This window comes from Halomonas jincaotanensis, assembly GCF_018448785.1.
In the GTDB taxonomy this organism is placed as follows: Bacteria; Pseudomonadota; Gammaproteobacteria; order Pseudomonadales; family Halomonadaceae; genus Halomonas; species Halomonas jincaotanensis.
The window spans coordinates 39,662-57,029 of record NZ_JAHCLU010000007.1 but is presented as its reverse complement, the minus strand read 5'-3'; the positions used below and the strand labels follow the sequence as shown (position 1 = coordinate 57,029).

Sequence of the window (17,368 nt, the reverse complement as noted above, 5' to 3'; positions counted from 1 at the left end):
CGAGAGGACCATATGGTGCCGCAAATCGCCCCACATATGAATCGCGGGCAGGGCGCCTGTCTTGTTGAGATGCACTTTTCCATTGTCCGGCTGACGGTCATACCGCCCAAGCAGAAAGCCGGGAGGCCATGATGGCGAAGCTCCCGGCGGTGGTCATGGGCGATCGTTAGTCGACCCATCGCCCGACTAACTGGTAATCACGATTTCCAGGTACTCCGAGGGCACTACCATGGTGCCGTCCGTGGCGCGGTTGTGCGCGTCGATCAGGGCAAGGATGTCCGCGCGCAGCGCCTGGCCGGCCTCGGCATCCAGCGCTTCCAGGGCCTTCAGCGTCGGCCCGTAGTAGGTGCTGAAGACGTCCAGCCAATGTTGCGGTGACTGGTAGCGGAAGGTGAAATGCCGCGGCTGGACCTCGATCGCCTGCACGTGCGGACCGAACTGTGCATCAAGAAAGTCTTGTGTGCCCCAGGCGGCCGGTGAGTTCACGCCCGCCGGCGGCGCCACGTAGCGGCCGACGGTCTTGAACAGTTGGCCGATGAAGCCCGTCGGGGTCCAGTTGGCCAGCCCGATCTTGCCGCCGGGCTTGCATACGCGGTGAAGTTCCGCGGCGGCTTGGCCCTGGTTGGGCGTGAACATCACCCCGTAGGTGGAGATCACATTGTCGAAGGTGGCGTCGGCGAACGGCAGATTCTCGGCATCCGCCGTCTGGTAGTCGATCGCCAGCCCTTCCGCTTCGGCACGCCTGGCGGACTTGGCCAGCAGTGCCTCGACGTAGTCGGTGGAGACGACCTTGCAGAAACGCCGGGCCGCGGCCAGCGAGGCGTTGCCGTTGCCGCCGGCAACATCGAGCACTGACTGGCCGGCGCGCAGGTCCATGGCTTCGCAGAGCTGTTCACCGACGATCTGCAGGGTGACGCCGATGCGCGCATAGTCACCGGCGCTCCAAACCACTTGTTGCTTGGCCTTGATCGCCGTGTAGTCGGGAGCGGCGACCTGCGATTTGAGTGAGGATGTCAGGGTCATGGCAGAACTCCTTGGGTTGGCTTGTGAAGGTGCCGTCGGAAGACTGCCTTGGGGGCGCTGCCCGAACGGTAGTCTCAGCCTAAGCAACGCCACCGCGCCCGGCTTGCGGGCCGCGTGGGAATTTGCGGGGGATTTTGGGGGGATGGGGTGACAAGAGCGTGGCGAGAAACATGGCGGCGACTATATCTACAACGCCATCAGCCGTGCGCCATGCTTCTGCCCGACCAGCGCGACCACCTGCTCGGTCGACAGGTCGGGTTTGATGCGATAGGCATCGCTCAGCGCCTGGCGCGCGAGATCATGCCTGCCGTCGAGCCGGTGGATGGCGGCCAGCACGATGCGCGGCATGTAGCAGCGATCGCCGCGCTGGCAGGCCAGTTCGGCCTGCTCGCGGGCGGCGACGCGGTCGCCGAGGAGCAGGTGAGCCATGGCGAGCACCGCGCCCCAGATGGCCAGGCGGCTATCGAGCGGGCTGAGGCGAATACCGTGGCGTAGATGAACGATCGCTTCGTCCGGGCGGTTGCCGGCCAGATACCCCGAGCCCAGTGCCGCCCAGGCCTGGGCGTTGGCCGGGCTGAGCTCAATGGCATTGCGCAGAAGACGCACGGTGACGCGCACACGCTCCGCGTCCTCGTCGGGCCGGGCCTGCACGCTACCTTCCAGTACGTAGTCGACCCCGAGCGCCTCGTGAATCTCGCGAGCGGTCGGCGTTACCGGACGGTCGAGGTAATGTCCGCTCCGGGCGCCCAGGCGCAGCAGTGGTATACGCGTGAGGATGGAGCCCAGCTCGCCGGTGAGCGCATCGGCGAACCGAACAAGCTCGGGCATGTCGGCAAGCGCACGCAGCGGAAGAATGAGCAGAGAGGGGTCGTCACTGCCGGCGGGCGGAGAAGCGGCGATCTGGGAAGCGGGGGTCGCAGACCGTCTCGGCGAGGCATCGTCGGATTCGGTGACGTTCGCGGTAAAGCGGAAGCCGCGGCCACGCACCGTCTTGATGTGGGCCTGGTTGTCGCGCTGTCGCCCAGCGCGCGACGTGCCTGCTTGATGCAGGAGGCGACCGTGGCATCGGAGACGACCCGCCCCGCCCACACGGCATCGATCAGTTCGTCGCGACTGAAGACCCGATCCGGATGGTGGGCGAAATGCACCAGTAGATCGAACACCATTGGCTCCACACGACGCAACTCGCCACGTCGACGCAGTTCGTAGTGCGCCGTATCGAGTTCGAAGTCATCAAACCGGAGACTCATGGCGTTGCATCGTCCCAGGCGTTCACGGAACACCCTGTTTTAACGTTATGGAGCCCCGAGAGGTGAAGCGTCGCATATGCCCTTTATGTTGGAGGGGGTGTCGGTCCAGCGGGATGGCATCGGCTGCCAATTGCGGATGCGTGCAGCGCCACGTAAAGCGTCACTTGTCGAGTCGACGCCTGGCAGACTCAGCAGATGTTCGACGATCATGCTGCCTCTCCGCATGGCGTATCGTCTCTCCGACACTGGATTTAGTATAGTCTGCCCACACGAGGCATCGCGGTCTCCCGTTGCGGTCGTTCCAAGGCAAAGGCGGGCGTCAAAACACCCGCCTCTGTGTAAGCTGCCTATGGATCAGACGCTACGCCGGCATGGGTTGTCGAGCAGAGCGCCCGTCGTTGGGTCATATTAACGGGCGCACTGATACACACCAGGCAAGCCAGTATCAGCGCGATGCCAACCCACCCCATTGCCGGCAGGCGTTCGCCGACGATAACGACCGCCAGGCCGGCAGCGACCACGGGTTCGAAGAGGGTGATAGTCGTGGCGGTACTGGCAGGAACCCGGGCCAGGCCGTGCCCAAAGCAGAGATATCCCAGCAGCATCGGCACCAACGCCATGTACAGCCCTACCGAAGCATTCCCCCAGGAGGCGAGCAGCGGTGCCCCCGTGAGGAACAGCACTGGCATCAGCATCAAACCGCCAATACCGAAGGTGGCGCCCATGGCAGCCCGAGAGGTAATGCCACGCTGCATCAGGCGACGTGCCGTCCACGAATACAGGGCATAGCTGAAACCGGCCAGTAATCCCAGCAGTACCCCAGGAATAACGCCTGAATCGGTCCCCGTTGGCACATGGCCACTTCTTTCGGCCAGGCAAAGCATCACCATGCCCGCTAGCCCGAGCCCCGCACCGCTCATCCAGCGCTTGGTGAGTCGTAGCCCATCCAGGCGATACTCGATCAGTGCCGAGAGCAGCGGTGCCGAACCGATGGAGACCGCCGTGCCGATGGTCACGCCGGCCAGGCGCATGGAGGCATAGAACGCCAGCGGATAGATCGCCACGGCGACAGCCCCCAGCAATAGGCATCGCCATTGGGCTCGCAGCAGGCTGGCATGGCGGTGGATTCGCCTCGCGGCGAGCAGGGCCTGCATCAGTCCACCGCCGCCCATGGCCACGGCACCGATCGCCACGGCGCTGACGTCGGGCGCGAAAGTCGCCGCAGTACCGGTGGTCCCCCAGAGGATGGCGGCAATGAGCACGGTCGCTATGCCCAGCAGACTTTCATTGGCCGTCCGGTTCATGACATATCCAGCGGGGCTGCCCGCCTCACGGTGGTATCGACACCCGTTGCGGTGATGCCGTGGCTGTAGAACAGCGTGGAAGCCGCATGGTGGAGACGGTCACGAGTGCTCTCGGGCGCCTGGGTGGGTGATGAGGTCATGCTGGCGCCTCAGTCTATCGCAAGGGTAGGTAGCCCAATCTACCTACCCTTACCGTAGCGTCAAGCCTCCCTCACGGCCTCGCCGATGCCATGCCGCCATGTCTCCGAGGATCGACTTCCCGATCGCCAAGGCATTGAGGGTTTCGCTCTAATGACCTTCAGATGGTGCTATCGGCCCAGCGGCGAAAGCCGCACGTTACGGCGTCATCACCACCTTGATGCACCCGTCCTGCTTGGCGTTGAACTGGGCATAGGCCTCGGGCGCCTGTGTCAACGGGTAACGGTGCGTGATGATGAACGAGGGATCGATCAGGCCCTGTTCCACCGTATTGAGCAGCGGCTTGAGGTACTGCTGCATATGGGTCTGCCCGCTCTTGACCGACAAGGACTTGTTCATCAGCGCGTGGAGCGCGAAGCCATCGACCTTGTCGGTATACACCCCGGGCAGCGACAGACGGCCGCCCTTGCGCACCGACATGATCATCTCGTTGATCGCCGTCGGATGGTTCTCCTCGGTGGAATCCGCGCTGCGGCGCTCGGCTTCGGGATCACCCTGGCCGTGGGCCTCGGCACCGACGCAGTCGATCGCGCAGTCCGGTCCGCGCCCGCCGGTCATCTCGAGCAGCTTGGTGTAAACGTCGTCGCTCTCGAAGTCGATGACTTCGGCGCCGCCCTTTTCGTTGGCGAGCTTGAGCCGCTCGGGTACCCGGTCGATGGCGATCACCCGGCCCGCGCCGCGCATCCAGGCGCTGCGGATGGCGAACTGGCCGATTGGGCCGCAACCCCAGATGGCCACGGTATCGCCGGCTTCCATGTCGCAGTTGTCCACAGCCATGTAGCCGGTCGGATAGATATCCGACAGGAACAGCAACTGGTCGTCGCGCAGATCGGATTCGACCTTGATCGGGCCGACGTCCGCATAGGGCACGCGCACGTATTCGGCCTGGCCGCCGGGAATACCGCCCAGCATGTGCGAATACCCGAACAGCGCCGACGGTGAGTGACCCATGGCACCGGCGGCCATGTCTGCGTTGGGGTTGGACTCGTCGCACAGCGAGTAGAGATGCTTGTTGCAGAAGAAGCAGCTGCCGCAGGCGATGGTGAAGGGCACCACCACGCGATCGCCCTTTTTCAGGTTGCTCACTGCTGAGCCGGTCTCGACGACCTCGCCCATGAACTCGTGACCGATGATGTCGCCTTCCTTCATGCCCGCCATCAGGCCATTGTAAAGGTGCAGGTCGGAACCACAGATCGCGGTCGCGGTGACCTTGATGACCGCGTCGCGCGGCTCCTGGATCTTGGGGTCATCGACGTTGTCGACGCGAACGTCATGGGTGCCGTGCCAGGTCAATGCTTTCATGGTGACTCCTTGTCGCTAGGGACTCCGTGTCTACAGGCCACAGCCGGCTGTCGCCAGACGCCAAGGCTCCTGAACGCAGCAGAAACATTCTTTAAACTTAGAAGATTGAATGAAATGCCGGGGCTTACGGAGGGTCCCCTCAAGCTAGGAAGTGTCCACCAGCCTGTCAAGCGGGCCGCGGCGCGGTCGTCGCCGTTTGTCGCGCGCCGTATCAAGCGCGAAATCGTTACATCGCAAGCTATTATTTTCAATAATGAGTCGTGATTGAATTGGCGAAGTATCGAAGCATCCAGTGGCTCACTCGGGGTCACGTGGATGTCGCACCATGAACTATGCTGGGAAGGAGGCTGCGATATGGCCCGAACGTACACGGAAGAGCCAACGGGAGGTATGTTATGACGCGCGCGAATCCCCTCAGCAAGGAAGCCGCATGCCAGCTGGCCGTCGTGCTATTGCTCGCGGCAGCCCCTACCTTTGCCAGCGATGGCCATGATCTCACCTTTGTCGGCGACGGCACCTTTAACTTGCCGCATGGCGAGCAGGCTATTCACGTGGCGCTATACGACGTGGCGGCCGGGGAGGTCGTGGCCACCGATTCCGGCAGCGTGTCGCCGGACCAGGAACCGGCTTTCTCCTTCACTTTTTCTGGCGCGCTCGAGGAGGGCAATCTCTACGACGTTCACTACTGGATTGACTCCAATTTCGGCGGCGGCAGTGAGGGCAGCTGCGATCCGGTGAACGTCGACCACCAGTGGCGCGTTGCCCTCACGGACATCAGTGAACCGGTGAGTCTCGAGGTGAGCCATGATCCAGATGAGCAGGCGCCCGTATGCACCAGCTTTGAATAAGGCTCCTCGCGGCCACTTGGACAAACAAGCCCGGCGGAGGGACACTCTTGGACTCGATCCATGAAACGAGCCCACATCATGAGCGACTACCTGCTGGAGGAACACGGGCTGAGCCCCGGCAAGATCTACCGCCTTTTCTCGGGGTCGATCTGTCCCCGCCCGATCGCCTGGGTCTCGACCCAGGACGCCAACGGCAACGCCAACCTGGCGCCGTTCTCGTTCTTCAATGTCGTCAGCGTGGCCCCGCCGGTGCTGGGCTTCTCGCCGCTACTGGGTGGCGAAGGCCAGCCCAAGGACACGATCCGCAACCTTGAGGCGGTGCCGGAGTGCGTGGTGCATATCGGCGGCGAGGCATTGGTCGAGGCGCTCAATACCACCAGCACGAGCCTGCCCCACGGCGAAGATGAGTTCACGCTGGCGGGGCTGGAGAAGGCAGCGATGCCGGGTATCTCGGTGCCGCGGGTGGCCGCTGCACCGGTGGCCTTCGGGTGCCGGCTGCGCGAGATCATCCGCTTCGGCGACCAGCCGCTGGCCGGCAATCTGGTGCTTGCCGAGGTGGTGTCGATTCATGTCGATGAGGCGGTCTGGAACGGGCGTCATGTCGACCTGGAGGCCTTGCGCCCCATCGGGCGCATGGCCGGCAGCGACTACGCACGCACGACCGATCTCTTTGCGCTGGAGCGTCCGACCTGATTCCGGGCTGATCCGTTCTATTATTCTGCTATCTCCGTGACAAGGAATCCCCTTCATGCCACGTCCGTTGACGCTGCACAACCGCCCGCAGAAGGTGCTCGACGCTATCGCCACGGCCAACACGGCCCTCGGTGACGACGATCGCCAGGCCAAGTACGCCAAGCTTGCGGAGTCCCCCTACCGGTTCTTTCGCGGCACCAATCACCTTTACTGGGACGATGTCTGGCACGACTGGCGTTTTGCGCTGTTCGGTGGCCTGCCGGAGACTCAAACCTGGCTGCAGGGCGACGCCCACGCCTACAACTTCGGGGCCTACGGGCATCACGATGATGCCGTACGCTACGGCATGGACGACTTCGACGATGCTCTGATCGGCGACTATCAGTACGACCTTTGGCGCCTGGCCATCAGCCTCGTGCTGGACGCTCGCGAGAACGTCGAGCTCTCTCGCAAGGGGACGCGCAAGGCGCTAAAGGCGCTGGTCGAGAGCTATCACGACGAGCTGGCGGGCCACATACGCGGTGAAGTGCCGGGGGCGGTCACCCTCGAGACCGCCAAGGGAACCCTCGCGCCGTTTCTCGAAAAGGTCAGCCAAAAGCAAAGCCGCGCCAAGATGCTCGAAAAGTGGACACAAATGACCGACGAGGGGCGCAGTTTTGCCGAGCGGCCGGGAAAGCTCGCCCGGCTGCCCGCCCATCTGGCCAGCCAGCTGCGCAAGGCCATCGAGGAGGAGTATCGTCAAACGCTGGCAAATGCCCAAACCACGACCGATGACGCCCATTTCCGCGTCAAGGATATGGCGCGCCGCCTGGATGCCGGGACCGGGTCGCTGGGCGTCGAGCGTTTTTACGTGTTGATCGAGGGTGGGCGAGACCATGAGCACGACGATGTGATCCTCGACGTCAAGCAGCAGACGCCGCCGGAAGGCTGGCGATTGATGAACGCCACCGAGAAACGCGCCTGGCGCGCTACCTTTCCTCATGAGGGGATCCGGCATGCCGCGGCGTTCTGTGCTATCGCCGAACATCCCGATTCCTACCTGGGCTGGCTACACCTGGACAAGAGGGTCTTCTCGGTGCGTGAGCGTTCGCCCTTCAAGGAGGATTTTCCGACCCACAAGCTGGACGGTGCCAAGCCTTATCGCAAGCTGGTCAAGCAGTGGGGACGGATACTGGCGCGTGAGCATCTGCGCGGCGCGCGGGCCTTGCACCCGGACGACCCGGCCCGCTTCGCCAGAAGCATCTGCGAACGGGTCGACGGCCGACTCGATCACTTCGTCGAGATAGTGACCCTGCTGGCCGTCAGTTACGCTGACTGCGTGAGCCAGGACTATCGCACCTTCGTCGAGTCCCTGGAGGAGAAAGCCCCGGCCTCATGACAGGGCTCACCCGGCGAGGTTGGTGACCGGCCGTCCCGCGTCGAACGCCAGCAGGTTGTCGAAGGCGTCGCCGAAGTAGAGCTCGTAGCTGTCCTTCTCGACATACCCCAGATGCGGGGTGGCCAGCAGGTTGGGCAGCTCGAGCAGGGGATGGGTGATCACCGGTTCCTGCTCGAAGACGTCCACCGCCGCCTGGCCGGGCCGGCCGTGGCGCAGCGCCATTTCCAGAGCGCCGGCGGCAATCAAGGGCGCGCGACTGGTATTGACCAGCAGGGCAGTGGGCTTCATGGCGGCGAGATGCCGGGCGGTGACGATACCCAGCGTCTCGTCGTTGAGGCGAAGATGCAGGCTCAGTACATCGGCGCGCTCGAACAGCGCCTGCTGGCTCTCGGCGACTTCCAGGCTGGCCTCGGCGGCTCGCTGACGAGTGCTGTCGCGGCCCCACACCAGCACCTGCATGCCGAAGGCCTGGCCGTAGCCGGCCACCAGACGCCCGATCTTGCCGTAACCGAAGATGCCCAGGGTGCGTCCCTTCAGGCCGGTACCCAGGGTACGCTGCCAGCGGCCGGCCTTGAGGTTGGCGACCTCTTCGGGGATGTGGCGCATGGCAGCCAGCACCAGTCCCCAGGTAAGCTCGGCCGCCGCATGGGGCGAGCCGGTGCCGCCCAGCACGGTGACGCCGTGGCGTTGGCAGGCTGCCTGGTCGATGTGGGCGATGCCCCCGCCGGTCTGGCTGATGACCTTAAGCTCGGGGAGACGGGCGAGCAGATCCTCGCTAATCGAGGTGCGTTCGCGGATCAGCACCAGGGCCTCGGCACCGGCGAAGCGCTCGGCCAGGGTGTCGAGGTCGCTGACGGTGTCATGAAAGACCCTGACCTCATGGCCCTCGAGCTTGGCAAAGGCCGCCAGGGTAAGGACAGCGTTCTGATAGTCGTCGGGGATCACGATCTGCATTCAGCACTCCAGCTGGTCGGCCAGGTGGTGAAAGTCGCTGGCGACCAGGTCGAAACAGGGATCGGCGCTCAGGTCCGGATCGGCGTCCGGGCCGTGTTCGAGCGGGCGCATCACGAAGGCGGTGCGAAAGCCCTCGCGATGGGCCGCCTGAAGATCGTCCTGATGGGCGGCGACCATCATCACCTGCGCCGGCTCGAGATCGAGCAGGTTCGCGGCCATGCGATAGACCTCGGGGTCGCGCTTGTAGTGGCCAGCAAGTTCCGCCGAGAGCACGCAGTCCCAGGGCAGGTCGGCGTGCTTGGCCATGTTGACCAGCAGCGACATGTTGCCGTTGGAGAGCGACGCCAGGATGAAACGCTGGCGCAGGCGCTGCATGCCGGCCACCGAGTCCGGCCAGGGCGCAAGGCGATGCCAGACGCGATTGAAGTGTTCCTTGTCGGCCTCATCGAGTTGCTCGGCGATGCCGTAGTCGTCGAGCAGCCGGTCCAAGGTCATGCGATGCAGCTGGTCCAGGCGGGTCCAGGGCAGCTCACCCCGGCGAACCCGGTCCATGGCCGGCGCGTAGCCGCCTCGCCAGGCATCCGCGAAGGCGGCCCAGTCCACCTCCAACTGGTAGCGACGGCCGAGCGTCTCGCCCTCGTGGATCACGCTGCTGCGCCAATCGACCACGGTGCCGAAGACATCGAAGGTCAGTGCCCTGACATCGGCCAGGGCTGAGGGAATTGAGGACATCAGGGGCTCTCCATGCAGTGGCTTACCCACTGGGGCTTACCGGGGGTACGACGTAACAATGTTATGACTTGCCAAGGTCAAGAGAAGAACGTCAGCCCGACGATGTGGAACGGGATGGACACGAATAGCAATACCATACAGTAGCCTAAGATGCGCTTGGCCTTCATCCCAAGGTGGAATACACGTTGATCGAGACGGGAGTTGCGCTCGGGCTTTCCATTGAGGCGCTTATTGACTAGGCCTTAATGCGCCGCGAAGCGCTTGGCCATCACCCTGAGAACGCATGAAGAGGGGCAGCCCTGGTGCCATGTAGCGGTACCACAGGGCTATGCCATAGCACCACCGCCAGCCCCCACCTTCTACGAAACCTGATCAAAACCAGGCACGTTGTACTCGCGTTGGTCGCGACCGCTAGTCCGCTCTCGATAGCTGCAGCGCTCGATCAGTCGCGGTGGCTCATCCGTTCATCACGCGCGACAAGAACGCCTGGTGCAGCCAGCATGGCGTCGCCCACGTGAGGATCACGAGGGCCTTGTTCGCCCAACCCGTCACGACGCTGATGCGCCCGGCCTGCAAGGCGTGGATACCGGTGCGCACCACGGGTGCTGGCTGCATCATCAACTGATTCAACGCGGGCGTGATCTTCTATTGCGCCGCGGCGGCGAATCCTGTGTTCGACCTGCCCGGGCAGAGTGTTGTCACCGTGATGCCATCGCGCTTGAGTTCGCGATGAAGCGCTTCGCCCAGACGCAATACATAGGCCTTGGCGGCGGCATAGACGGCGAAGTTCTCTATACCTTGGTAGGCCAGCAGGCTGGCCACCAGCAGGACCTTCCCATCCTCGCCGCAGGCCACCGAACATGTCGATTTCCCAGCCCGCATCGAGGTTGGCCTCGTAGGCGCTGCCACTACGGTCGAAGTCGGGCGTGGCAGCAAGCACCTGCCCCAGCGGGGTCTCGACCGACTGGTATACTTCTGCACCGTGAGCGCTCACGCTGGCCGATGGAAGCAGCGCTGCATCGGCCTGGCGCAATGAGGCACGCGATAGGGCGACACGTGCCGCCGCTTGCGCGATATCCAGATTCTGCTCGAGGGCGAGGAGGACGAAGCGCGTCAGCAAGGGATCGTCGAAGGCGACCCACCAGGCGTGGAGGTTCGCCTTACCCTGAACCTACCGCTGCTCGATATCCTCCTGACCGAGGAAGCGAGCCGACAAGGCGGTCTCGGGTGGTCTGTAGTCCGGGCCGACCGCGCAGCCCGTCAAGACGCTGACACTCAACAAAAAGGCGAGAGAGCGGGGGCGGGCGTGCATGAGAGCCTCCGGGAATAGAACTGTCGAAGTGACTATAATCCAATATAGTCACTAGTTGTCAAACCAAAAATATCGAGGTGTGGAATTCTCATGAGCGAAAACGCGTCTTCTGCCCCCCAATCGCGCGGCCCCTCCGACCACAGCGTACGCGAGCAGATCGTGGAGGCTGCCGAAGAGCACTTCAGTCACTACGGTTACGAGAAGACCACGGTCTCCGACTTGGCCAAGGCGATCGGTTTTTCCAAGGCTTACATCTACAAGTTCTTCGATTCCAAGCAGGCCATCGGCGAGGCCATCTGCTCCAAAGTCTTGAACGCTATCGTCGAGGCGATCGAAGAAGCCGTAGCTGGTGCGTCCACACCTACGGAAAAATTCCGCAAAATGTTTAAGGCGTTAGTGACGACTGGCTCGGATCTGTTCTTCAATGATCGCAAGCTGTATGACATCGCTGCACACTCCGCTGGCGAGGGCTGGCCCTCTGCTCGCGCCTATGCGCAGCACATTAAACAGATGCTGCTGGAGATCATCCGCGAAGGACGCGAAAGCGGCGAATTCGAGCGAAAAACCCCGTTGGACGAGACGGTGCATTCCATCTTTCTGGTCATGCACCCCTATGTGAACCCTCTGCTTCTTCAACACAATTTAGATCTTGTCGAGGATGGGCCGGTGCAGCTTTCGAGCCTGGTGCTGCGCAGTCTGGCTCCCTAGCGAGCCGCTGAGTGACTATTGACGATATTGGTCACCAGTAATAAGCTGGAGATATCCGTCCTCCCGGAGATCTCCATGCTCAAGCGTCGCGATATCTCATTCCTCGTCGTCATCGGTCTGTTGCCCCTTGCCCTGGCAGCGTGCAGCGATGCCACCTCTTCAATCGATCCTCGCACGCAGAGCCCTTATGTACGGGTAGCGGAGGTGGAGGTCGATGGAAAGGCCGAGCGTTCATTTACCGGTATTGTTGCCGCGCGGGTGCAAAGCGATCTCGGCTTTCGCGTACCTGGCAAGATACAGGAGCGTTTAGTCGATACAGGTCAGGCCGTCGAGCGCGGCCAGCCACTCATGCGCATCGATCCCACGGATCTGATGCTCGCCGCGCGCGCCCAAGAGGAGGCCGTGGCTGCCGCCAGGGCGCGCGCGTCAGACCGCTGAGGACGAGGTGCGATACCGTGACCTGGTCTCTCGAGGCGCGGTGTCAGCATCGGCCTACGACAGCGCCCGCGCAGCCGCCGAGACGGCTCGGGCGGATCTCATGTCGGCCGCGGCTCGGGCGGGCGTTGCTCGCAATGAGACCGATTATGCAGTTCTTCTCGCCGATGCTGACGGGGTGGTAGTGGAAACGCTGGCAGAACCCGGCCAGGTCGTTGCTGCCGGCCAAACCGTGGTGCGGGTGGCCCATGCTGGGCCCCGCGAGGCACTCATCGACCTCCCCGAGACTCTGCGTCCGGCGATCGGCTCCACAGGCAGTGCAACCCTCTATGGCAACGGGCTCACGGGCGCTGCGACGCTTCGCCAGTTGTCGGATGCCGCAAACCCTCTGACGCGAACCTTCGAGGCACGCTACGTACTGGAGGGCAATCTTGCAGATGCCCCCCTGGGATCGACCGTTTCCGTCGACATTCGGATCGACCCTTCCGCTTCAGCATTGCAGGTGCCGATAGGCGCACTCTTCGATCCAGGTAAAGGGCCCGGCGTGTGGCTGATCGAAGGAGAGTCGCCCCGGGTCACTTGCCATGCTGTGCAGGTGGCCAGCCTCAGCGATGAAACCGCCTCGGTCGTTGGCGACCTTGAAGCGGGCGATCGCATCGTGGCGCTCGGCGCGCACTTGCTGCACGAGGGCGAACAAGTGCGGTTAGATGAGCGTGCGGTTACCACGGGCTTGGCCGCCAATCGTGGAGAGTAGCCATGAGTGCCTTCAACCTCTCTGCCCTCGCAGTACGCGAGCGCTCGGTCACCCTGTTTCTGATGGTGGCGATTTTCATCGCCGGCATTGTGGCCTTCCTGACGCTGGGCCGAGCGGAGGATCCTGCGTTTACCGTCAAGCAAATGACCGTGGTCACTGCATGGCCCGGCGCTACAGCTAAGGAGATGGAAGAGCTGGTCGCCGAGCCCCTGGAAAAACGCATGCAGGAACTGGGCTGGTATGACCGTACTGAAACCTTTACGCGTCCGGGCCTGGCCTTCACCACGGTGTATCTGCTCGATAGCACGCCGCCCGCCGAAGTCCCCGAGCAGTTCTATCAGGCGCGTAAGAAAATTGGCGATGAGACCAGTAGCCTGCCCAGTGGAATCATTGGCCCCATGGTGAACGACGAATAAGATGATGTGACCTTTGCACTCTATATTCGCAGCAACCGGCAGGATGGACTGGCACCTTTCGACGCAGTGGTCGAAGCGACGGTACAGCGTGCTCGCCCGGTCATCTTGACCGCACTCGCCGCCATTCTGGCGTTCATACCGCTCACCCAATCGGTGTTTTGGGGAACGCTGGCCTACACCCTGATCGGTGGCACCTTCGCAGGGACAATTCTGACGCTAATGTTCTTGCCGGCGACGTATGCCATCTGGTTCAAGATCAAGCCCACACCTAGGGGCGGGAATACCGCATCTAAAGGTGGAGTGAACCCTGTTACACAGGGTCAAACAAATAATTAGCAATAGCTAATAAGGAGCTAAGCATGCGTAGAGTTGTTGTGACCGGATTGGGGCTGGTTTCCCCTTTGGCTGTCGGAGTGGAAGCTAGCTGGTCAAGGCTTTTGAATGGCCAGTCAGGTATTAAACGGCTGCCTGAAACCATGGTGGATGACCTGGCGGTCAAAATTGCCGGGGTGGTCCCGGATCACCTGGAAGATCCAGAGGCTGGCTTCAATGCCGATAACTTTGTGCCGGTTAAGGAGCAGCGCAAAATGGATCGCTTTATGCTGCTTGCGCTGGCAGCGGCGGAGGAAGCCGTTACCCAGGCAGGATGGCATCCCCAGCAAGCCCAACAGCAAGAACGCACCGCAACGGTGATTGCATCCGGGGTGGGTGGCTTTCCAGCCATCACAGACGCCGTTCGCACAACGGACACCCGTGGCGCACGCCGCCTGTCGCCTTTTACCGTGCCTTCGTTCTTGGTCAATCTGGCTGCTGGTCATGTTTCTATTCGATATGGCTACAAAGGCCCTATCGGGGCGCCGGTAACCGCTTGCGCCGCCAGCGTCCAGGCGATTGGTGACGCAGCAAGGATGATTCGGGCCGATGAGGTGGATGTCGCCATCTGCGGTGGAGCCGAGGCCTGCATCAACAAAGTGAGCCTGGGGGGCTTCTTAGCCGCTCGCGCGCTGTCTACGCATTTCAACGACACGCCGGCACAGGCCTCCCGCCCTTTTGATACCGCTCGGGATGGCTTTGTGATGGGCGAAGGCGCGGGACTTCTGGTCATAGAGGAGCTTGAACATGCGCTTGCTCGTGGTGCGACTCCCCTCGCTGAAATTGTCGGCTATGGCACAACGGCTGATGCTTATCACATTACGTCAGGCCCCGAGGACGGCAGTGGCGCCCAGCGAGCGATGTTAAACGCGCTAGCGCAGGCAAAACTGCGCCCAGCAGATATTCAGCATCTCAACGCCCACGCCACGTCCACTCCATTAGGAGACAAAGGCGAGCTCGCGGCCATCAAGAGCACCTTCGGAGACAAGGTGGCCGTAAGCGCGACCAAGTCGGCGACCGGTCATTTGCTAGGAGCGGCCGGGGGCCTGGAGGCGATTCTGACCATCCTGGCACTGCGTGACCAGATTGCGCCTCCCACCCTCAACCTGGAGAATCCCGATCCTGCTAGCGAAGGGCTTGATTTAGTGCGGGGGTCAGCGCGTCAAATGTCGATGGAGCACGCTATATCCAATGGCTTCGGCTTTGGTGGCGTCAACGCCAGCGTTATTTTTCGGCGCTGGGAATGATGCCGAGGGAGGTCACGATGCCAGTTGATGCCGACTGTAAAAATAGGCCTGGCTCAGCCACGTGCAGGCGCTCTGGCCCGCTGCCGGCGTGAAGTGGACCCCTCCCTTCGGACCACCTGACAGGCGATCTAGGCTATTGATTTTAAGTGTTAAATGTCTTTGTGACATATTTTAGGATTTATTCGAGGGGGGAAACCGACCATTTTTGTGGGTAACTGGAATAGATAGTTGACGCTTGCTCAGAAAAGATGGAACACAGTATAGGCCCTACGAATTGTTTGGTTGACACTCCTCGAAAACAAGAACCTGAGATCCAAAGATGCGCTGCCGGAGCATGGTCTTGGCTCGATGCTGGCAACGGCGAGAGGCTCGGACATTATCTAGGTGGCACATGATAGCCCTCCGACATTCCTGCGTCCTATGCAGTTGTTAAGTGCAAATTTAACTGTTGCCCTCAGTCTTCGTTTTGTCGAACATTTTCATAAAGCTTATTTCGATACGGAGGAAGGCATGGCACACGAAATCCATATCACCAAAACAGGAAGCCCTGATGTCCTGCAGCTTCATGAGGTCAGTCGCTCGAAACTTGCTCCGGGAGACGCTTGGATCGCACAAGAATCCATTGGCGTTAATTACCTTGATGTGATGCAACGTAGTGGCGCTGTTCCAATTCCCATACCCGGAGGAATAGGACTTGAAGCTGCGGGACGTGTCTTAGAAGTCGGTCGCAATGTCACCAATGTCAAAGAAGGGGATCGAGTCGCCTATGCCCTTGGTCCACTGGGGGCTTACGCGAGTGAACGTGCTTACCCAGCTAATCGATTGATTGCGCTTCCCGAGTCTCTATCCTTTGATGATGCGGGCGCTATTACTTTCAAAGGGATCACCGCTCAATATCTTTTGAAAACCACCTATCCCGTTGGGTCTGGAAAGGTGTTGCTGATCTATGGTGCTGCAGGCGCACTCTGCCAATTCATGATTCCTTGGGCGACGCATCTCAACGCCTATGTGATCGGAGTCGTTTCCAAAGAATCAAGCGTAGAAACAGCTCGCCAGCGAGGTTGTGACAACGTTCGCGTTTGGGGTAAATGCGATTTACCGTCAGAAGTCAAAACTCTGACAGGGGGCGAAATGGTCGATGTCGTTTACGACGGCATAGGCAAAGATACATTTGATGCATCACTATCAAGCTTGCGCACTCGCGGCACCATGGTCTCCATCGGAGCCTCAAGCGGTGTACCACACCCGGTCGACGTCGGCACCTTGAATAGCCGTGGCTCCCTGTTCCTGACTCGGCCCTCAATTGCTGCACATGCAACGGATATCAACGAATACCAAGCGCGGGCAACGGAGGTCTATGCCACTGCCGAGGCCGGCATCATCACTGGGGATATCTGGAAAACGTATCCGCTAACGCAGGTAAGTGACGCGCATCAGGCATTAGAAAGCCGAAAAGCCATGGGTCCGATCGTTCTAAGGCCTGAATAGTGGAAGCCATTATAGTCATAGTGCTCGAAGCAGGCCGGAGCGCTGTCGATGTTGCCCTCTATACACTGCTGCCTATCATGGTAGTGACGATGGTTCTGCTTCGGTTTTTTGAAGTCAGCGGTTCGCTAGAGAAGTTTCTGACCGTGATGGCTCCCATTGCCCGTCCCTTTGGCCTGAACGGATTAGGCGTGTTGGCGATGCTGCAGATAAGTTTCGTAAGCTTCGTCGCGCCGCTCCCAACTCTGGTTCTGATGGAAAAAAGAGGCGCTTCCTACAGGCATCTTTCTGCGGCACTTGCCGCCATACTTGCCATGGCACCTGCCAATGCTGTTTTTCCACTCTCAGTGATGGGGCTGAATGCCGGTGAGGCGCTAATAATTTCTCTACTCGGCGGATTGACGGCAGCAGCCACGACCTACTGGCTCTGGGGAAGAAAGCTATCCAGCGAACCCCATAATGCTGAGAATTCGGAACAGAAAGCTACGGAAAAATTTTCAGTCCTCAAAATAATTAACACAAGTGGCGCTGAGGCAATTCAGATTGTCATTAATATAATCCCCATGCTGTTACTGTCTCTCGTCGTGGTGACAGCGCTGAGGCATATGGGAGCCATCGGTAGCCTACAGGCATTAATGGCTCCCGTTATGAACATAATAGGCGCGGAGCCAGAACTCCTATTACCGTTTTTGACTAAATATTTGGCGGGCAGTACAGCGTTAGTGGGTGTCATGCATGATCTAAACGCTCAGGGCCAGCTCAATTTATCGTTGGTGAGCTTGACCAGTGCGGGGTTGTTGCTGCACCCACTTGATTTACCGGGAGTCGCCATACTGCTATCCGCTGGTGCGCGTTTAGGCAAAACCGCTCTCCCTGCAATTTTAGGAGGCGTTATCGGTATCACGCTTCGTACTTTTCTTGGCACCATAATTAGTTAGAACGACAGCCTCACCTGGT

22 protein-coding genes are annotated in these 17,368 nt (G+C 61.0%); 11 read left to right on the top strand and 11 right to left on the bottom strand.

Annotated elements, in window-relative coordinates:
• Positions 1-186 precede the first annotated feature (186 nt).
• From KG088_RS07965 to KG088_RS07940, 6 genes are all read right to left on the bottom strand, one after another.
• On the bottom strand, positions 187-1,023 hold the full coding sequence (locus tag KG088_RS07965; RefSeq protein ID WP_213824983.1) for a class I SAM-dependent methyltransferase: 837 nt from the start codon (positions 1,021-1,023) through the stop codon (positions 187-189).
• Between the two features lie 186 nt (positions 1,024-1,209).
• Positions 1,210-1,851 (bottom strand): hypothetical protein, encoded by a 642-nt coding sequence (locus KG088_RS07960; protein ID WP_213824982.1) that lies wholly within the window; start codon positions 1,849-1,851, stop codon positions 1,210-1,212.
• On the bottom strand, positions 1,734-2,189 hold the full coding sequence (locus KG088_RS20030; protein WP_406565598.1) for a winged helix-turn-helix domain-containing protein: 456 nt from the start codon (positions 2,187-2,189) through the stop codon (positions 1,734-1,736). Before KG088_RS20030 ends, KG088_RS07960 begins: the two co-directional genes overlap by 118 nt.
• Before the next feature lie 431 nt (positions 2,190-2,620).
• On the bottom strand, positions 2,621-3,577 hold the full coding sequence (locus tag KG088_RS07950) for a DMT family transporter (RefSeq protein WP_213824980.1): 957 nt from the start codon (positions 3,575-3,577) through the stop codon (positions 2,621-2,623).
• The gene (locus tag KG088_RS07945; protein ID WP_213824979.1) at positions 3,574-3,717 is read right to left on the bottom strand and encodes a hypothetical protein; all 144 of its coding nucleotides are present in this window, start codon (positions 3,715-3,717) and stop codon (positions 3,574-3,576) included. Before KG088_RS07945 ends, KG088_RS07950 begins: the two co-directional genes overlap by 4 nt.
• Before the next feature lie 196 nt (positions 3,718-3,913).
• Positions 3,914-5,077 (bottom strand): zinc-dependent alcohol dehydrogenase, encoded by a 1,164-nt coding sequence (locus KG088_RS07940; protein ID WP_213824978.1) that lies wholly within the window; start codon positions 5,075-5,077, stop codon positions 3,914-3,916.
• 395 nt (positions 5,078-5,472) lie between these two features.
• Between KG088_RS07940 and KG088_RS07935 the strand changes: the two genes are divergently transcribed.
• The 3 genes from KG088_RS07935 (at position 5,473) to KG088_RS07925 (ending at position 7,996) form a co-directional block, all read left to right on the top strand.
• A complete protein-coding gene (locus KG088_RS07935) occupies positions 5,473-5,925 on the top strand; it encodes a hypothetical protein (RefSeq protein ID WP_213824977.1) in 453 nt (150 codons plus the stop codon).
• Positions 5,926-6,003: 78 nt separating this feature from the next.
• A complete protein-coding gene (locus KG088_RS07930) occupies positions 6,004-6,618 on the top strand; it encodes a flavin reductase family protein (protein ID WP_213824976.1) in 615 nt (204 codons plus the stop codon).
• Positions 6,619-6,673: 55 nt separating this feature from the next.
• Positions 6,674-7,996: a DUF2252 domain-containing protein gene (locus KG088_RS07925; protein WP_213824975.1), complete on the top strand. Its 1,323-nt coding sequence runs from the start codon at positions 6,674-6,676 to the stop codon at positions 7,994-7,996.
• A 6-nt stretch (positions 7,997-8,002) separates the two neighbouring features.
• On the opposite strand, the gene KG088_RS07920 is transcribed toward KG088_RS07925, so the two are convergent.
• From KG088_RS07920 to KG088_RS07900, 5 genes are all read right to left on the bottom strand, one after another.
• Positions 8,003-8,950: a D-2-hydroxyacid dehydrogenase family protein gene (locus KG088_RS07920; protein WP_213824974.1), complete on the bottom strand. Its 948-nt coding sequence runs from the start codon at positions 8,948-8,950 to the stop codon at positions 8,003-8,005.
• On the bottom strand, positions 8,951-9,682 hold the full coding sequence (locus KG088_RS07915) for a haloacid dehalogenase type II (RefSeq protein WP_213824973.1): 732 nt from the start codon (positions 9,680-9,682) through the stop codon (positions 8,951-8,953).
• Positions 9,683-10,138: 456 nt separating this feature from the next.
• On the bottom strand, positions 10,139-10,312 hold the full coding sequence (locus tag KG088_RS07910) for an SDR family oxidoreductase (protein ID WP_213824972.1): 174 nt from the start codon (positions 10,310-10,312) through the stop codon (positions 10,139-10,141).
• A 15-nt stretch (positions 10,313-10,327) separates the two neighbouring features.
• Positions 10,328-10,564, bottom strand: a complete 237-nt coding sequence (locus tag KG088_RS07905; RefSeq protein WP_213824971.1) for an SDR family NAD(P)-dependent oxidoreductase — start codon at positions 10,562-10,564, stop codon at positions 10,328-10,330.
• Positions 10,565-10,853: 289 nt separating this feature from the next.
• Positions 10,854-10,994 (bottom strand): hypothetical protein, encoded by a 141-nt coding sequence (locus tag KG088_RS07900; RefSeq protein ID WP_213824970.1) that lies wholly within the window; start codon positions 10,992-10,994, stop codon positions 10,854-10,856.
• 90 nt (positions 10,995-11,084) lie between these two features.
• Between KG088_RS07900 and KG088_RS07895 the strand changes: the two genes are divergently transcribed.
• The 8 genes from KG088_RS07895 (at position 11,085) to KG088_RS07860 (ending at position 17,349) form a co-directional block, all read left to right on the top strand.
• A complete protein-coding gene (locus KG088_RS07895) occupies positions 11,085-11,702 on the top strand; it encodes a TetR/AcrR family transcriptional regulator (protein WP_213824969.1) in 618 nt (205 codons plus the stop codon).
• 75 nt (positions 11,703-11,777) lie between these two features.
• Positions 11,778-12,140, top strand: coding sequence for a biotin/lipoyl-binding protein (locus tag KG088_RS07890; protein ID WP_213824968.1), 363 nt, complete (start codon positions 11,778-11,780; stop codon positions 12,138-12,140).
• A gap of 40 nt (positions 12,141-12,180) precedes the next feature.
• Positions 12,181-12,891: an efflux RND transporter periplasmic adaptor subunit gene (locus KG088_RS07885; protein WP_319941404.1), complete on the top strand. Its 711-nt coding sequence runs from the start codon at positions 12,181-12,183 to the stop codon at positions 12,889-12,891.
• Positions 12,892-12,893: 2 nt separating this feature from the next.
• On the top strand, positions 12,894-13,307 hold the full coding sequence (locus tag KG088_RS07880) for an efflux RND transporter permease subunit (RefSeq protein ID WP_213824966.1): 414 nt from the start codon (positions 12,894-12,896) through the stop codon (positions 13,305-13,307).
• A 6-nt stretch (positions 13,308-13,313) separates the two neighbouring features.
• Positions 13,314-13,643, top strand: coding sequence for an efflux RND transporter permease subunit (locus KG088_RS07875; RefSeq protein ID WP_213824965.1), 330 nt, complete (start codon positions 13,314-13,316; stop codon positions 13,641-13,643).
• A gap of 23 nt (positions 13,644-13,666) precedes the next feature.
• Positions 13,667-14,926 carry a beta-ketoacyl-ACP synthase II gene (gene fabF, locus KG088_RS07870; protein WP_213824964.1) on the top strand — a complete coding sequence of 420 codons (1,260 nt, stop codon included), beginning with the start codon at positions 13,667-13,669 and terminating at the stop codon, positions 14,924-14,926.
• Positions 14,927-15,346: 420 nt separating this feature from the next.
• Positions 15,347-16,414: a quinone oxidoreductase family protein gene (locus KG088_RS07865; protein ID WP_213824963.1), complete on the top strand. Its 1,068-nt coding sequence runs from the start codon at positions 15,347-15,349 to the stop codon at positions 16,412-16,414.
• The gene (locus tag KG088_RS07860) at positions 16,414-17,349 is read left to right on the top strand and encodes a nucleoside recognition family protein (protein ID WP_213824962.1); all 936 of its coding nucleotides are present in this window, start codon (positions 16,414-16,416) and stop codon (positions 17,347-17,349) included. Before KG088_RS07865 ends, KG088_RS07860 begins: the two co-directional genes overlap by 1 nt.
• The last annotated feature ends 19 nt before the right edge of the window (positions 17,350-17,368 follow it).

Coding starts and splice junctions, on each gene's coding strand:
- KG088_RS07930 (WP_213824976.1), top strand. CDS start 6,004: ATGAGCGACTACCTGCTGGAGGAACACGGGCTGAGCCCCGGCAAGATC.
- KG088_RS07940 (WP_213824978.1), bottom strand. CDS start 5,077: ATGAAAGCATTGACCTGGCACGGCACCCATGACGTTCGCGTCGACAAC.
- KG088_RS07945 (WP_213824979.1), bottom strand. CDS start 3,717: ATGACCTCATCACCCACCCAGGCGCCCGAGAGCACTCGTGACCGTCTC.
- KG088_RS07960 (WP_213824982.1), bottom strand. CDS start 1,851: ATGCCCGAGCTTGTTCGGTTCGCCGATGCGCTCACCGGCGAGCTGGGC.
- KG088_RS07895 (WP_213824969.1), top strand. CDS start 11,085: ATGAGCGAAAACGCGTCTTCTGCCCCCCAATCGCGCGGCCCCTCCGAC.
- KG088_RS07905 (WP_213824971.1), bottom strand. CDS start 10,564: ATGCGGGCTGGGAAATCGACATGTTCGGTGGCCTGCGGCGAGGATGGG.
- KG088_RS07920 (WP_213824974.1), bottom strand. CDS start 8,950: ATGCAGATCGTGATCCCCGACGACTATCAGAACGCTGTCCTTACCCTG.
- KG088_RS07935 (WP_213824977.1), top strand. CDS start 5,473: ATGACGCGCGCGAATCCCCTCAGCAAGGAAGCCGCATGCCAGCTGGCC.
- KG088_RS20030 (WP_406565598.1), bottom strand. CDS start 2,189: ATGGTGTTCGATCTACTGGTGCATTTCGCCCACCATCCGGATCGGGTC.
- KG088_RS07925 (WP_213824975.1), top strand. CDS start 6,674: ATGCCACGTCCGTTGACGCTGCACAACCGCCCGCAGAAGGTGCTCGAC.
- fabF (WP_213824964.1), top strand. CDS start 13,667: ATGCGTAGAGTTGTTGTGACCGGATTGGGGCTGGTTTCCCCTTTGGCT.
- KG088_RS07880 (WP_213824966.1), top strand. CDS start 12,894: ATGAGTGCCTTCAACCTCTCTGCCCTCGCAGTACGCGAGCGCTCGGTC.
- KG088_RS07865 (WP_213824963.1), top strand. CDS start 15,347: ATGCAGTTGTTAAGTGCAAATTTAACTGTTGCCCTCAGTCTTCGTTTT.
- KG088_RS07950 (WP_213824980.1), bottom strand. CDS start 3,577: ATGAACCGGACGGCCAATGAAAGTCTGCTGGGCATAGCGACCGTGCTC.
- KG088_RS07965 (WP_213824983.1), bottom strand. CDS start 1,023: ATGACCCTGACATCCTCACTCAAATCGCAGGTCGCCGCTCCCGACTAC.
- KG088_RS07915 (WP_213824973.1), bottom strand. CDS start 9,682: ATGTCCTCAATTCCCTCAGCCCTGGCCGATGTCAGGGCACTGACCTTC.
- KG088_RS07890 (WP_213824968.1), top strand. CDS start 11,778: ATGCTCAAGCGTCGCGATATCTCATTCCTCGTCGTCATCGGTCTGTTG.
- KG088_RS07900 (WP_213824970.1), bottom strand. CDS start 10,994: ATGCACGCCCGCCCCCGCTCTCTCGCCTTTTTGTTGAGTGTCAGCGTC.